General features: G+C 53.5%; 17 protein-coding genes. All 17 read right to left on the reverse strand.

Features of this window, described 5'->3' with window-relative positions:
- Nucleotides 1-6 precede the first annotated feature (6 nt).
- On the reverse strand, nucleotides 7-225 hold the full coding sequence (locus ACTLLP_RS05785; protein ID WP_441057803.1) for a DUF2273 domain-containing protein: 219 nt from the start codon (nucleotides 223-225) through the stop codon (nucleotides 7-9).
- A gap of 11 nt (nucleotides 226-236) precedes the next feature.
- Complete coding sequence (gene amaP / locus ACTLLP_RS05790) at nucleotides 237-776, reverse strand: alkaline shock response membrane anchor protein AmaP (protein WP_441057806.1); 540 nt, start codon at nucleotides 774-776, stop codon at nucleotides 237-239.
- An 18-nt stretch (nucleotides 777-794) separates the two neighbouring features.
- Nucleotides 795-1,172 (reverse strand): Asp23/Gls24 family envelope stress response protein, encoded by a 378-nt coding sequence (locus tag ACTLLP_RS05795; protein ID WP_441061673.1) that lies wholly within the window; start codon nucleotides 1,170-1,172, stop codon nucleotides 795-797.
- A 100-nt stretch (nucleotides 1,173-1,272) separates the two neighbouring features.
- Nucleotides 1,273-2,619, reverse strand: a complete 1,347-nt coding sequence (accC, locus tag ACTLLP_RS05800; RefSeq protein ID WP_441057809.1) for an acetyl-CoA carboxylase biotin carboxylase subunit — start codon at nucleotides 2,617-2,619, stop codon at nucleotides 1,273-1,275.
- Nucleotides 2,620-2,630: 11 nt separating this feature from the next.
- Nucleotides 2,631-4,466: an acetyl-CoA carboxylase biotin carboxyl carrier protein gene (accB, locus tag ACTLLP_RS05805; RefSeq protein WP_441057812.1), complete on the reverse strand. Its 1,836-nt coding sequence runs from the start codon at nucleotides 4,464-4,466 to the stop codon at nucleotides 2,631-2,633.
- 151 nt (nucleotides 4,467-4,617) lie between these two features.
- Nucleotides 4,618-5,148: a DedA family protein gene (locus ACTLLP_RS05810; protein ID WP_441057815.1), complete on the reverse strand. Its 531-nt coding sequence runs from the start codon at nucleotides 5,146-5,148 to the stop codon at nucleotides 4,618-4,620.
- An 80-nt stretch (nucleotides 5,149-5,228) separates the two neighbouring features.
- Nucleotides 5,229-6,023, reverse strand: coding sequence for a PIG-L family deacetylase (locus ACTLLP_RS05815; RefSeq protein ID WP_441057818.1), 795 nt, complete (start codon nucleotides 6,021-6,023; stop codon nucleotides 5,229-5,231).
- On the reverse strand, nucleotides 6,016-7,188 hold the full coding sequence (locus ACTLLP_RS05820; protein WP_441057821.1) for a glycosyltransferase: 1,173 nt from the start codon (nucleotides 7,186-7,188) through the stop codon (nucleotides 6,016-6,018). The genes ACTLLP_RS05815 and ACTLLP_RS05820 overlap by 8 nt, the downstream gene beginning before the upstream one ends.
- Nucleotides 7,189-7,265: 77 nt before the next feature.
- Nucleotides 7,266-9,503: a bifunctional diguanylate cyclase/phosphodiesterase gene (locus ACTLLP_RS05825; protein WP_441057824.1), complete on the reverse strand. Its 2,238-nt coding sequence runs from the start codon at nucleotides 9,501-9,503 to the stop codon at nucleotides 7,266-7,268.
- 51 nt (nucleotides 9,504-9,554) lie between these two features.
- Complete coding sequence (gene aroH, locus ACTLLP_RS05830; RefSeq protein ID WP_441061676.1) at nucleotides 9,555-10,034, reverse strand: chorismate mutase; 480 nt, start codon at nucleotides 10,032-10,034, stop codon at nucleotides 9,555-9,557.
- The gene (locus ACTLLP_RS05835; RefSeq protein WP_441057827.1) at nucleotides 9,947-10,411 is read right to left on the reverse strand and encodes a hypothetical protein; all 465 of its coding nucleotides are present in this window, start codon (nucleotides 10,409-10,411) and stop codon (nucleotides 9,947-9,949) included. Before ACTLLP_RS05835 ends, aroH begins: the two co-directional genes overlap by 88 nt.
- Nucleotides 10,412-10,467: 56 nt before the next feature.
- The gene (locus tag ACTLLP_RS05840; protein ID WP_441057830.1) at nucleotides 10,468-11,364 is read right to left on the reverse strand and encodes a pseudouridine synthase; all 897 of its coding nucleotides are present in this window, start codon (nucleotides 11,362-11,364) and stop codon (nucleotides 10,468-10,470) included.
- A 306-nt stretch (nucleotides 11,365-11,670) separates the two neighbouring features.
- Complete coding sequence (locus ACTLLP_RS05845; protein ID WP_441057833.1) at nucleotides 11,671-11,799, reverse strand: hypothetical protein; 129 nt, start codon at nucleotides 11,797-11,799, stop codon at nucleotides 11,671-11,673.
- 8 nt (nucleotides 11,800-11,807) lie between these two features.
- On the reverse strand, nucleotides 11,808-11,897 hold the full coding sequence (locus tag ACTLLP_RS05850; protein WP_441057836.1) for a transposase: 90 nt from the start codon (nucleotides 11,895-11,897) through the stop codon (nucleotides 11,808-11,810).
- A 243-nt stretch (nucleotides 11,898-12,140) separates the two neighbouring features.
- Nucleotides 12,141-12,545 carry a hypothetical protein gene (locus ACTLLP_RS05855; protein ID WP_441057839.1) on the reverse strand — a complete coding sequence of 135 codons (405 nt, stop codon included), beginning with the start codon at nucleotides 12,543-12,545 and terminating at the stop codon, nucleotides 12,141-12,143.
- 42 nt (nucleotides 12,546-12,587) lie between these two features.
- Nucleotides 12,588-12,989, reverse strand: a complete 402-nt coding sequence (locus tag ACTLLP_RS05860; protein WP_441057842.1) for a hypothetical protein — start codon at nucleotides 12,987-12,989, stop codon at nucleotides 12,588-12,590.
- 84 nt (nucleotides 12,990-13,073) lie between these two features.
- Nucleotides 13,074-13,361, reverse strand: a complete 288-nt coding sequence (locus ACTLLP_RS05865) for a hypothetical protein (RefSeq protein ID WP_441057845.1) — start codon at nucleotides 13,359-13,361, stop codon at nucleotides 13,074-13,076.
- Nucleotides 13,362-13,701 lie beyond the last annotated feature (340 nt).

Below are 13,701 nucleotides of genomic sequence, written 5' to 3' on the forward strand. Positions count from 1 at the left end.
CACATCTCACCGGGGTCGGAAAAACCGATCCCACAACCGCCTCCAGTCGGTCTGCTCGTCCACTTTTTTCCCTAAGAAATAGCCTACCGCCACGCACAAAGCCACAAACAGAGCCTTCCAAAAGCCGTAAACGATGGCGAACCAGCCGAAAAGCAGCCCCAGGCCCACTCCCAGGATCTTGCCGCGATGCTCTTTAATCCATTCCCACCACTGTTCCCACTCCATAAGCTCTCGCCTCACTCTACCCGGGGTTTAGCGGTAACCACATTCTCCAGCACCACCCGCACCCGTTGCAGATCAAGCCCCGTAACTTCTTTTACGGTCTGCTGCACCTGCTCTTGGATTTCCTGCGCTAGCGAGGGAAGACTTATACCGGCCGTGGCGAGTAGGCGCACCTCCACTGCGATTCCTTCCGGTGACGCCATCACCTTTGGTTTAACCTCTTTCACCCCGGGGAAAGAGCTAACTACCTTCACCACCAGGCTTTCCACCGCGGTCAAAGCCACCTTCACTTCGCCCAAAGGACCCTCGTCGATCACGGCTAGGGAGCCCACCGACTTTCCTCCGGGGGAAACGCTCACTATAAGGAGCCACAAGCCTACAAGGAGGAAACCAGCCAGACTGGCAATAAGACCCCAGCGGAGGACGGGATCTCCTACCAGCCGCAGCAATTCCAGAGCCGGTGCCCAGCCCCCCAGCGCCAGAAGGAGAACCGATGCTGCAGCGCTGCCAACTAAGGAATACAGAAAAAGGAGACCGCGGTCTAACGGTCTCAAAAACATCACCCCTCAAACTTATCGTACCCGACGTTTCTCCTCTTCCACGCGAGTCTCCTCTGGGAAAACCACTCCCTGGACGTTAACGTTGACTTCCACCACGGCCAAGCCGGTCATGTCTTCCACAGCCCGCTTAACGTTGGCTTGAATCTGAGAAGCCACATCGGCTATTCGAACTCCGTAATTCACCACCACGTAGAGGTCAATGGCTGCCTCGCGCTCACCCACCTCTACCTTAACGCCTTTGGTGAGGTTTTTGCGGCCCAGCATTTCTGCTATACCACCGACGATCCCACCGCTCATTCCTGCTACTCCAGGAACCTCGATGGCTGCCAGCCCCGCAATGATCCCTACCACTTCGTTAGCTATGCGTACCGCTCCTAGTTCGCTCCGCATCTCCTGGCCCGTCTCCGTATTGGCCAATTAGCATCACCTCCCTAAAATACTGTTTCCATTATATCAGAGTCTTTCCTTTACCGCCATGCTTTAAAACGCTCTACTCACCTAAAATTCGTCTTTGCACAAAGTTAGTGTAAATCTCCCCCCGCCGGAAGAAAGCGTTGCGTAACACTTTAAGATGAAAAGTAATAGTAGTGCTGACCCCTTCGATAATAAACTCTTCCAACGCCCGCTCCGCTCTAACAATCGCCTCTTCGCGATCGCGGCCCCAAACAATAAGTTTGGCAATTAAGGAATCGTAGTAAGGAGGAATAGTATAGCCGGGGTAAACCGCGCTATCCACCCGCACCCCGGGGCCGCCCGGCGGTAGGTAAGCGCTTATCCGCCCAGGAGAAGGCGTGAACTGGCGCTCAGGATCCTCGGCATTGATGCGACATTCGATGGCCCATCCGGAAAGCCGCACCTCTTCCTGCGTGCAACGCAATTTTTCCCCGTTAGCCAAGCGGATTTGCTCTTTGACCAGGTCCCACCCGGTTACCATCTCGGTGACCGGATGTTCCACCTGGATGCGGGTATTCATCTCGATGAAATAAAAATTGCCGTGCTTGTCCAAAAGGAACTCCACCGTACCTACACTATGATAGCCCACAGCTTGCGCCGCTTTTACCGCTGCCTCGCCCATCCGCTGGCGTAATTTAGGAGTGAGAGCCGTGGAAGGAGCTTCTTCCAGGAGCTTCTGGTTACGCCTTTGAATGGAACAGTCTCGCTCACCCAGATAGAGCACGCGCCCATACTTATCACCGATAATTTGAAACTCGATGTGCCGCGGCTCTTCCAAATATTTCTCCAGATAAACCTCCGGATTGCCGAAAGCGGCTTCTGCCTCCGACTGAGCGGCAGCCAAGGATTTTTCCAATTCAGCCGGTGTATGCACCACTCGCATTCCCCGGCCTCCGCCACCAGCCGAAGCCTTAATCAGAACCGGGTACCCCAGTTCGGCTGCCAGCCGCTGAGCCTCTTTAATCTCGGTCACCACCGCCTCCGAGCCGGGAACTACGGGCACCCCGGCCGCAGCCACTGTCTGACGAGCCAAAGCCTTGGCCCCCATTTTCTCCAAAGCTTCCAGAGGAGGTCCTATGAAGGTGAGTCCGCAAGTGGAACAAATTTCAGCGAAATGAGCACTTTCGGCTAAAAAACCGTAACCTGGATGGATGGCATCCGCCCCGGTTACTTCGGCCGCGCTCAAAATATTGGTGATGTTAAGGTAGCTTTGACTGGCTGGAGGCGGGCCGATACATACAGCTTCATCAGCCAGACGTACCGGTAAACTCTCTCGATCGGCTTCGGAATAAGCCACTACCGTTTTCAAACCCATTTCCCGGCAGGCCCGCAAGATGCGTAAGGCGATTTCTCCCCGGTTAGCAATAAGCACCTTTTTGAACATCGCTACACTCCTTACTTCCTGGGGCGAAGGTGGAAAAGCGGCTGGCCGTATTCTACCGGCTCCCCGTTCTCTACCAAGATCTCAACCACTTCGCCCGCCTCTTCCGCCTGAATTTCGTTCATCAGTTTCATAGCTTCGATGATGCAAAGCACCTGTCCTTTTTCCACCCGATCACCCACTTCCACATAAGGAGGCGCATCGGGAGCAGGAGCACGGTAAAAGGTTCCTACCATAGGAGCTCGCACCACGTAGAACTCCTCCTGGGGTTTCGCCGGAGCGGGCAAAGCCGAATCTTCCTTGGCCTCCGGCAGTTTCTCCGGTACCGTGACCATTCCCTTGCGTATGGTCAATTTCATCCCACCGCTCTCCAAGGAAAACTCGGTTACATTGCTCTCCTCTAGCAAGCGCAACAATTCCTTTATCTCTTTGATGTTCATCTCGCTCTTTGCCTCCTTGGAAGTTTGCCCCTTTTTATTCTCTTCTTTACGAGACCGCTCCACGGCTCGAGTAAGCTCTCCCTTCTGGCGGAGCTCGAAGAAGCGACGTGCCACTTGGGGAAAAAGAGCATAAGAGAGCACGTCCTCTTCGGAAGTGGCCAAATCTTTAATTTCTTCCCGCATTTTCTCCAGCACCGGGTCCAGCAAATCGGCCGGGCGGCAGTCGATAGGCTTGCGATCGCCCAGAATCTTGCGCTGCACCTCAGGATCGATAGGAGCAGGCGGGCGCCCATAGTATCCCTGCACGTAGCGGCGCACTTCCTCCGGCACCAATTTGTAGCGCTCCCCGGTGAGCACGTTAAGGACCGCCTGTATTCCTACAATCTGGCTGGTGGGAGTAACCAAAGGGGGATAACCGAGTTCGGCCCGCACCCGGGGGATCTCCTCCAGCACCTCGGTTAAGCGGTGCAGAGCCTTCTGCTCCTGTAACTGGGCTACCAGGTTGGAAATCATGCCCCCGGGCACCTGATGCTCGAACACCCGCATATCGTGAATGCGGGTCACCCCACGCTCGAATCCCCGCTTCTTACGTACCTCCTCAAAATACTCCGCGATTGCAAAGAGTTCTTTCAAGTCCAAGCCGGTATCGTAAGGTGTATCCTGCAGCGCCCGCACCAGCGTCTCCACTGGAGGTTGAGAAGCGCCGAAGGCGAGGGGCACAGAAGCGGTATCGACCACGTCCACTCCCGCCTCGGCGGCTTTAAGGTAGGCGGCCAAAGCCAAACCACCGATATAGTGGCAATGCACCTCTACGGGAATGGAAAGCTCTCGCTTAAAAAGACTGACCAACTCGTAAGCACGGTAGGGTGCTAGCAAACCAGCCATGTCCTTGATGCAGATCGAGTGCACTCCTAAATCCTCTAACTTCCTAGCCGTCTCAAGATAATGCTCGGTCGTGTGCACCGGACTTAAAGTGTAAACCACGGTAGCCTGCACGTGAGCCTTCGCCTCTATCGCCACTTTGATGGGAAACTCCAGATTGCGAATATCGTTTAAAGCGTCGAAAATACGTATGATATCGATGCCGTTGGCCACGGCCCGTTTGACAAAAGCTTCCACCACATCGTCAGGATAATGACCGTAACCCACCAGCGATTGCCCGCGCAAAAGCATTTGCAAAGGGGTACGCTTGACCCTCTTCTTGAGTTCGCGCAAGCGCTCCCAGGGGTCTTCGTATAGATAACGCAAACACACATCGAACGTAGCTCCGCCCCACATCTCCAGGGCATGGTAACCTATCTGGTCGATACGATCCAGTATGGGCAGCATGTCTTCAGTACGCATCCGAGTAGCCCATAAACTTTGATGCGCATCGCGTAGTGTGGTATCGGTGATTCTCAGAGGTCGCATCTTTTACCCCCAACCCCCTGAAGCAAAAAATTAAAAGCCTAAAGTATGGCTTTTCTGGCTCTGCGCGAGGCCGATAACTGCAAAAATTATTATAACTTAAAGCTTTAGGGCAAGAAAACAGGAGAAAGGGAAGTATACAAAAGACAAAGCCTCAAAGCTTTTTTTTTCGCCGACCCTGCCAGTAATAACGCAACACCAATAAAAAGAACGCTGAGGAAATAATAGCCGCTATCACCGCCCACCGCGCTGAAGCAGAAAAGCTCCACAGAGAGAGGAAGCGGCGAGTAAGCTCCAGAAGGCCCAGATTAAAAATTAATGTACCCAAAAAGGTGGCCAACACGAACCCCAACCACCGGAGACGGGCAAACCCGGCCACAAAAGAGGACCAGGGTCGCACATAACCCACGAAACGACAAGCGAAAACCGTCCAGACGCCATAACGGCCATACCAATGCTCTAACCGGTCGGCCAGCCGGATAAATTCTTCCCTATGGGTCAATCGTCGCCGCACCCACTTCTCCATACCCCAGCCCAAAGAGTAAGCCAGGATGCTCCCAGTAAGGTGCCCGATGGTGAGCACCAACAACAATAAAGGATAAGAATAGCCTCGCTCGATTAGAGCACAGGCAGCCACATAAGCAGCTTCGGTGGGAAATGGTATGCCTAAATTCTCCACGGCCACGCTCAGAAAGATACCAGCTAAGCCTAGATATTCCCAAATAAGCGTAACCCCCCGGAAATCTCATGCTAGAGCGAAGCGGGCTAAGGCGTCCAGCGAGCAAAGAGTTCATTGCGACGGATAAAGCTATGCAGCAAAGGGCGTAAGAAGGGATTGCGGAGCTGCGTCCGATACTGATCGATAGCCTCCGATTTGCATCGCAGCACCTCTTCCGGCAAGGGAAATTTAAGCCACTGCTGATCCAAGCTGAGCATCGCTACCGGAGGAAGTAAGTACCCCTGGCGAGCCAAGCTCCGGGGCTGCGGAAAATAACGATGATGCACCAAATAACGGCAAGCTAGCAATTCTTTGCCAGTATAGCCTTTCTCGCGCAGCACCTCCTCCACCACCTTACCTAGCACAGCGTGATCGGGGTGGTGATCAGCAGGGTGAGGGTAAAGAATGACCGTAGGGCCGAAATGATCTATCTCCCAGGCTGCTCGCGCCTGTAAAGGCAGCCAATAGGAGCTGAGGCAACCATCCGGGTATTCCCAGAACACCAAGGAGGTCTCGGGTAAACCCAAGGCAGCGGTGGCACGGCGGAACTCCTGATAGCGAATATCCTTAAGCCCGTGCTTATTACCGTCAGTGGCCAAAACCACTCTGATCTGAGCTCCTGCCCTCTGAGCCAAACAAAGGTATCCTCCCGCCGCTATAGTTTCGTCGTCGGGATGAGGAGAAAAGTAAAGGATGCGATCGGCCGCGGTGGGTGACGGCATGTCGCGCAAGAGGTGGTAAGCGGGTTGAGGCAAAACGCTGTAAAAGTAACCGTGGTAAATGTACCCCCCGCCCATAAGAGCCACGGCCAGCAAAGCCACGTATAGTTTAGAACTAGCCATTACTAACCACCTGTTGATAAATAGTTTCTATGCGCGCCATACTAGCTTCTAACTTATGGGTTACGACCTTTTCCAAACTTCTCCTCCCCATTTTACGCCGCTTTTTCTCATCCGCCAGCAAAGCATCAACCTTAGCGGCAAGATCTTCCGGATCGCCAAGTGTGAAAAGAAAACCATTATCGCCATCGGTAACCAATTCCGGTAGTGCCCCCGCTCGAGCTGCCACTATAGGCAGCCCCGAGGCCATGGCCTCCAGGGTGACGATGCTCTGCGACTCGATCCCAGAAGGAATAACAAAACAGGTGGCCAACTGGTACAAGCGTGGAAGCTGATCGCTTTGATTGACAAAGGGCCCCAAAAAGCTAACGTGGGCAGCCAATCCGTCTTTTTTTACCAACCGCTCGAATTTTTCTCTCAGATTGCCCGTTCCGCAAAGAGCGAAATGCACATCGTGGCGAGCTAAAATCAGGGGCATTGCTTTAAAAAGCGTATCCAGGCTTTTATCCGGATCCATCCGTCCCACATAGAGGATTAGGGGCTTGGCCGGCAAGTGGAAAGCCAAACGAGCGGCCAGGGGAGGCTCATAGGCGAAGAAACGGTCGAGATCCACGCCGTTGGAGATGGCGGTCACTGGGACCGCTACCCCTGCCTGTAGCAAACTCTGCCGCACCGTTTCACTGGGGCAAATGACGTGCCGGCACTGATTGTAAAATCGGACCATAGCAGTGGTGAGCCGGCGCCGCAGAGATTTATGAAAGGGGCGTAAAAACCAGAGATAAGCTAATACATATTCCAAAGTAAAATGGTGACTGATCACTACCGGGAGGCCAGCCTCCTGGGTTGCCTTGAGCAAAGCCGACCCTATCGAGGTGGGGTCTTGCAAATGCACGATATCAGGACGCCACTGGCGCACTACGCGCCGGGCCAAGTTTAAAGGGTAAACCGTAACCCGAAAGCCTTTGCGAAAGGGATGCCAAACCGAAGCCACCCGCAGCACGTGAAAACCCTCAGGAAAAACCTCGGTAAAATTGCCGAAGCGAGGTGAAGGAACCATAAGAGTCACCTCGTGGCCCCGGCGGGCTAGATAAGCGGCAAGATTGAACGTGGTTACCGCTACCCCCGATATATTAGGGGAAAAGGACTCCGAGCCTATCAAAACGCGCATCGCTATTTTTTTACCTCGCCACCTGATCATGCAAGTTTTAAAGATATGATAACGGTGCCACTCACACTCTTTCAAGCTCAGCGACCAAGGTTTTTCTGCGAGCATTGGAAAAGAGGAGGACTGAACCAGTAGCCCTGCGCCCAGTCCACCCCCAACTCGCGCACAATTTCTAACACCTCTTCCCGCTCCACCCACTCGGCCACCGTTTCTTTGTGCGCCGCTCGCGAAAGAGTGACAATGGCCTGTACCAACGCGCGCATAGCGGGCTGCGTATCTAAATCCTTTATGAAAAGCCCAGCTATTTTAATAACGTCGAGCACATTATCGTTAAGGAGCTCCACCAACCAGCTAAATGAAGAATGGCCGGCACCGAAATCGTCGATGGCCAGGAGGCAGCCGACTCGGCGAAGCCCTTTAAGCCACTCCTTAGCTTTAATCGGATTCCGTACCACCGCCTGCTCCGAAATCTCGAAACCCAAACGCGTAGGATCCAGCTTTTTGGCCTCCAGCTGCTCCTTGACAAAACCAATAAAGTCGCGGTCTCCAATAGAGTGAGAGGAGAGGTTAACGAAGACCCGGTTGCCGGGGTGATCGAGCAAGTATTCTAAAGCACGAACCACCACGTAGCGATCAATGCGCGGAAGGAGACCATAGCGCTCCGCGTACGGGAGAAACTGGTGCGGCAAAAGCATCCTTCCGTCCTTAGTTTTCAAGCGGAGTAGCGCCTCGCAACAGCAGAGCTGGCCCGTATGCAAATTGACCATAGGCTGATAGAGTAAAATGAAATGCCCGTGCGACAGAGCGTCCTGCAAACGGCTGAGCCAGTCTTCTCCTTCTCGCAGAGCTTCCCTCCGCTCGGGGGGCAGGTAAACCGTGCGGTTACCCCCTTCAGCCTTGGCCAAGTAAAGCGCCTCGTCGGCTCGAGCCAGCACCTGCAAAGGGGTGTCCTTCTCGGTCACAGCGGTGATACCCACGCTCAGCCCCAGAGGAAACGGTCGCCCTTGCACTAGCAGCGGAGAAGAGCAAACCGCCTCCCGCAGTTGCGCTGCCAGAGTTTCTGCCTCCGCCACATCAACATCCTCCAGGAGCACGGCGAACTCATCTCCCCCCAGCCGGGCCAGCGACCTCTTTCTTGGGAGAACTCGGCACATTCTTTCCACTACCGTTCGCAAAGCCCGGTCTCCAGCGGTATGTCCCATAGTATCGTTGATTAGCTTAAATTGGTCCAGATCTAGAAAAAGCAACATTCCCGACCGAGGAGAGCCCGGTCCAGAAAGTGAGGCTATAAACCCGTGCAACTCCATTTCCAAAGAGTAACGGTTGGGCAAACCGGTCAGAAAATCGTGAGCAGCCAAGAAGTAAAGTTGCTTGCGCTGCCAGAAAAAATAAAGAGTGAAGACGGAGAAAGAAAAGAGAGCCAATAATAACCAGGTACTACTTCCCACCGCCAGTGAGGTTAGAACAATTTCCCTTTCCTTGGCCTCAACCGCCGCCGGGTCCACCACCACCGCCACCCGCCACTTCCAACCGGGCACCTCGAAGAGATGGAGCTCCCACTTTCCACCATAGCCGTGAGGTATAACTAAAAGATCGGAGAAAGAGTTTCCGTCCAGCAATTGCGAACCGACTAAATCGTGGTGTTGACCTGACCAGGCTACCACGTATCCATCTCCATCCAGCACCCCCAGCTGACCGAGCCGGCAAGGGCACTGACCGGAGAGCAATTGGCAGAAACTTGCCGAAGATACGGCTAGAGCCGTCACCCCTAAGAACTGGTTATTATGATACACTGGAGTAGCCATAAAGACATAGAAATCGCCGCTGACGGGATCACGAAGGGAAGAAAGAGTGATTAAACTGTGTCGTTCCACCGCCTGGCTATACCAGCGTTCTTTCCGCCCATCCTGCCCCCAGGGAAAAGCTGAACCCATCACCTTACCATCGCTGGGCCGCACATAATAAAAGCGCAAGTTGGGTTTAAGGCTTTGGGCCCAGCGTTCTACCAAGGCATCCCGTTCCTCGGGGCCATGATCGGCCAGTTCCTGGGATACGGCGTGCAATATACCGCGGTACAGTCCTAAGGTATTGCCTAGAACCAAAGCTCCGCTAAGCCCCTCAGCATCTAACTCCCGAGCCATCTCGCTCCGAAAGATCTCTTGGTGATGCCGGGTGTAACGGGCAAAATAAAGAAGCAACAGTGCCCCTGCTAACCCCACTACCACTATGGTGGTGAAGAGAACCTTGCGTACCGAGGTTTCAACCTTTTCGGTATAATAAGCCATCGAACTGGCCCTTTCGACCTTTTCTTTCTCCAACCGTTAATCTTCTTAGTGTTTCGAGCCTTGCCACCTTCTTTCCTGCCGGGATCAACGGCGCGGCGTAAGATCGGGACGCAACTGAACAGCTTCCCGCAGATAAAGGTGCCGGATCGCCTCTTGCTTTTTGTCGGTGTTAACCAGAACCAGCACTCTTATTACTCTAGGCAGGGATCCCGGCACTCCGATTTCGGTGGTGCATAACAAGGGAACATGGTGCCACCCCAGCTCCCTGGCCGCCAAGGCGGGAAATTCAGCGTTGAGATCCGGGGTCAAAGTAAAAAAAATACTGGCAATATCCTCCACCTTCAGGTCGTTAGCCTCGGCCAGGGCTACCAGGAGCTCTTCGGTGGCTTCGAGAATGGCCTCGCGCGTGTTCTCCCGAGCGGTTATTGCTCCTCTTATCCCTCTTACTGGTATCGATAGCCACTCCTTTCTCGCCGCTATCTCCCCTCCAACCTCCTTTCTAACTTCTGCCGGTAACGTAAAACCTCCTCCCCTATGCGGTAAAAAATTCTTTCCAACTCGTATTTGCTCAGTACCACTTCATCCGGGGATAAAATCTCTATTTTGCGGAACTCCTCGCGAAAAACTAAGCGAACCAAGTCCTCTACCCCGTCCGCATCCACCGTAATTTCCAATGGCGCGTAAGCTATTTCTCCCCCCTGCGACTCGTCGAAAACCGTGTACACTTCTTGGCTCATATCTATATGTGCCACCTTAATACCTTGAAAGGGAACGTTCCGGAAGTAAGCTGCTTGCTGCTCCCGCGCCTCTTCAGCCATTTTCTCGCTGTTTTTGCCCCCGAAAAAAAGACGCCCCGATCGACCCGTACCCCGGAAATCCAGTCGGACTCTAACCTTTAAACCCTTAGCGGCGTTCTCCTCCCGTACTAAGCTCATAGCCATCTATATACCCCCTTTAGCCCTTTAAGGTAAATATTTCCCCACCGCCAGCGTTCGATTCAGCCGCCCGATCCTTCCTTGCCCGTTCCAATAAATCCAGCTGCCTGGCGAAGTTTCTCCACTTCCCGGGGGGTAAGTGGTCGCCAATTACCCGGGCGCAGAGGGCCCAGCCAAACCGGCCCTATGGCCACCCGCTTGAGGCGCTTCACCTCGTAGCCCAGAGCTCTCAGCATCCGCCTGATTTGCCGCTTTCTACCCTCCCTTATGGTGAGTTGCAGCAAAGTCTCCCCCCGCGCGCTTCGCTTGATAACCACATCAGCGGGCAAAGTAGGGCCGTCTTCCAGTTCCATTCCCTCCCGCAGCCGCCGAAGCTGCTCCCTGCCCACCTTCCCGCGCACCCAGACTAGATAAGTCTTGGGAACGTGAAAGCGAGGGTGCAGCAAGCGATGGGCCAGTTCGCCGTCGTTGGTTAACAGAAGCAAGCCCTCGCTATCGTAATCTAGCCGCCCTACGGGAAAAACGCGCTCAGAAATCCCCTGGAGATAATCGGTTACCTGAGGCCGCCCTTGAGGATCGTGCAGCGTGGTAACCACGCCCTGGGGCTTATAAAAAGCCAGGTAAATCTTCCGCTCCGGGATAAGCGCTAATTCCTTACCATCCACTTCTATAGTGTCCCGTTCCGGGTCCACCTTGGTCCCTAACCGCTGCACTACCTGACCGTTGATTTTCACTCGCCCAGAGCGAATCAACTCCTCCGCTCGGCGGCGGGAAGCCACTCCAGCTCGCGCCAGCACCTTTTGCAAACGCTGCTCGGCCAAGTTATCACCATCCCCACCGTCCCGAAAAGCAAACGCGCCATCTGAATGACGAGAAATGACTATAACTAGCAAAAGAGAGAGCCGTCTCTCGCCCCGCACCGGCCTGGGAAAGAAACTAACAAACCAGGCCACGGACATATTACTACAATTCTTCCCTAAGCCAGCTTTTTCCTTGCAAAAACCGAGTGATTTTCTTGCTCAGGGGCAAACGAGCACGCACCAATCGACTCCAATAATAACGGGGCTGTCCCAAAAGAGGCAGCCCCTTTTCTCCACATAAGGCAGCAAAATGCAGCAAAATAGAAACATGAAGAGGGGTAACGGAAAAGTAATCTTTGAGCCATATCAAATGAACCAACTAATGCTTCCGATGAGTCTGGATGATCTCATACGGTCAAGTCCAATTTTGTGTGTAAAAATCCCTCTGGTAGCCTTTGAGGCTTGTTAAGCTGCCCCTTTCCCGGTATTATTGGTTTCGGCTTTAACTGTTCGTTCCTGCTCCTGCCTCCATGTCCAGTACTCCGTCATGTCCAGGTAGCGGTGGCCGGTAGAGCCTTCCTCGTCTATCTCCATGAGCGCTGCTACCTGATCAGTCTCAACGCCGCTTCTTCATTGGGGAAAATCCCTACTACCCTTTCCCGCCAGCGAATTTCGCGGTTCAGGCGTTCCATGGCATTCTTTTTGCTTCGCGGACTCAAAAAGGTAAAGATCGAATGGGGTCTATTGTGTATAGCACATAATCTGGCAAAACTTGCGGCGTGCAATAACTCCTAAGTCCTTTTCTCCAAATTCTTATGAAAAGTGAATGGTTTATCCCACCGTTTACGATGAAAAAAAGGAGCTGCCCCAGTTAACTTTTGGGGCAGCTCCGTGAGATCGGCCCGCAGGGAGAAGACCGAACTCCGGCTTAATGTTTATTTGCCCAGGACGCCGCTGAGTAGCCCGCTAAGACCCGCCGCCAGGCCCCGCACCGAGGAAGCCAGGCCGTAGTCGCCGGAAGTGTAGGCTTTGGCCGAGAGATTATTGGGGCCACTGAGCTGAGCCGAGGTAGAATAGCTGCCACCCAGCAAGCCACCTACCAGCCCATTAAGACCGGTCTGCTGGTTCTTGTACGTGCCGTAAGCAGCCACCTGATCGCCATTGGGCAGAATAGCCTGCACCACACTACCCGACTCGATAGTTTGATCACCCACCAACTGGCCCACCGAATTCAAAAGATCCCCGACCGGATTCTGGGCCGCTAAGGCCACGCCCGCGTTAAGGGCCAGGAGCAACCCGGCCAGCACCACCACCACCAGCAACTTACCCTTTTTTACCATACCCATTTACCCTCCTTAACTTGTCGCCTAATATCTTAGACTCTACTTGCCACTCAGAGCGCCGCCCAGAGAAGCCAGAAGGCCACCCAAAGCCCGCACTGAAGAGGCCAGACCGAAATCGGCGTTTACCGAAGCGCTAGCAGCATAATCTCCATAAGTGACACTGGCGCCAGCAGCCGTGCTGCCACCAGTAACCGAAGAAAGCAACCCGGTAACTCCTGAGGCATTTTGTTTAGTGGTAGCCTTGGCGAGGACTGTGGTTCCATCGTTCAATTTAATAGTGGCCATAGTATCGGCGGTCACCTCGGTTTTTCCTACCAGTTGGTTAACCGAGCTCAGAAGATCTCCAAGCGGGTTTTCGGCCGCGAAGGCCGGAACCACAGGAAGCAACATTAACACTGAGAGGCAGAGTAAAACCACCACTTTCCTTCCCAACCGATGCATTTCCCATTCCTCCTCGAAGATATAAAAGTTTCAGCCGATCGCTCGCTCCCCCTGCGAACCGGTTACCCCATCCCCCCAAACTCTCTACGGCGTCGTTGCGTTGGGTAAATAGACTCGTACCGAAGAGCTAGCGCTAGCCGTAACCCCATCTACGCTCTTACTGACGTAGGCGTCTGCGCCGTATAGATTGGGAGCCAGCAGCTGCAGTCCCTGGGTGGTACCCTCTGCAATATCGTTAACAACTACATGAGCGCTAACGCTACCGCTAATAGCGCTAGGTTCACAGAGCCGACTTGTATACCACCAACTCCAATCGAAACAGGAAAGACTCAGAGCGATCAAGGTGAAGAGCAGCGGCCAGATTTTTTTCACAATACTCACCTCCTTTAAACAATATTAACCTTCACTAGAGATCACACCAGCATATGCAGAAATAGGTCGAAAAAAGTCGGCAAAGATGTTTTACCGGTAATTAATGCACATCCAGAACAGTCTAGAGTAAGAATATCATAATAGTCCTAGGACTAATCAAGCCGGATACCAGGCAGTTCCTGGCAGTTCTTCCCTCAGTTTCTCCCTTTATCGCTTTCAGACTTGGTCTAGCTCCCTTTTTCTGTTTTTTTATTCTCTCCCAACCATCAACATCAAAGCGGCCGTTAAGCTCCAATTAAACAGCAAAAGATGAGGCCGAGAGTGCGCCGCTACTCTTAGG

The sequence above is a fragment of the Desulfothermobacter acidiphilus genome (genome assembly GCF_052073645.1).
GTDB classification, from domain to species: domain Bacteria; phylum Bacillota; class Desulfotomaculia; order Desulfotomaculales; family Ammonificaceae; genus Desulfothermobacter; species Desulfothermobacter acidiphilus.

Coding starts and splice junctions, on each gene's coding strand:
- ACTLLP_RS05785 (WP_441057803.1), bottom strand. CDS start 225: ATGGAGTGGGAACAGTGGTGGGAATGGATTAAAGAGCATCGCGGCAAG.
- ACTLLP_RS05795 (WP_441061673.1), bottom strand. CDS start 1,172: ATGCGGAGCGAACTAGGAGCGGTACGCATAGCTAACGAAGTGGTAGGG.
- accC (WP_441057809.1), bottom strand. CDS start 2,619: ATGTTCAAAAAGGTGCTTATTGCTAACCGGGGAGAAATCGCCTTACGC.
- accB (WP_441057812.1), bottom strand. CDS start 4,466: ATGCGACCTCTGAGAATCACCGATACCACACTACGCGATGCGCATCAA.
- ACTLLP_RS05815 (WP_441057818.1), bottom strand. CDS start 6,023: ATGGCTAGTTCTAAACTATACGTGGCTTTGCTGGCCGTGGCTCTTATG.
- ACTLLP_RS05820 (WP_441057821.1), bottom strand. CDS start 7,188: ATGCGCGTTTTGATAGGCTCGGAGTCCTTTTCCCCTAATATATCGGGG.
- ACTLLP_RS05835 (WP_441057827.1), bottom strand. CDS start 10,411: ATGGCTATGAGCTTAGTACGGGAGGAGAACGCCGCTAAGGGTTTAAAG.
- ACTLLP_RS05840 (WP_441057830.1), bottom strand. CDS start 11,364: ATGTCCGTGGCCTGGTTTGTTAGTTTCTTTCCCAGGCCGGTGCGGGGC.
- ACTLLP_RS05845 (WP_441057833.1), bottom strand. CDS start 11,799: ATGGAGATAGACGAGGAAGGCTCTACCGGCCACCGCTACCTGGACATG.
- ACTLLP_RS05850 (WP_441057836.1), bottom strand. CDS start 11,897: ATGGAACGCCTGAACCGCGAAATTCGCTGGCGGGAAAGGGTAGTAGGG.
- ACTLLP_RS05855 (WP_441057839.1), bottom strand. CDS start 12,545: ATGGTAAAAAAGGGTAAGTTGCTGGTGGTGGTGGTGCTGGCCGGGTTG.
- ACTLLP_RS05860 (WP_441057842.1), bottom strand. CDS start 12,989: ATGCATCGGTTGGGAAGGAAAGTGGTGGTTTTACTCTGCCTCTCAGTG.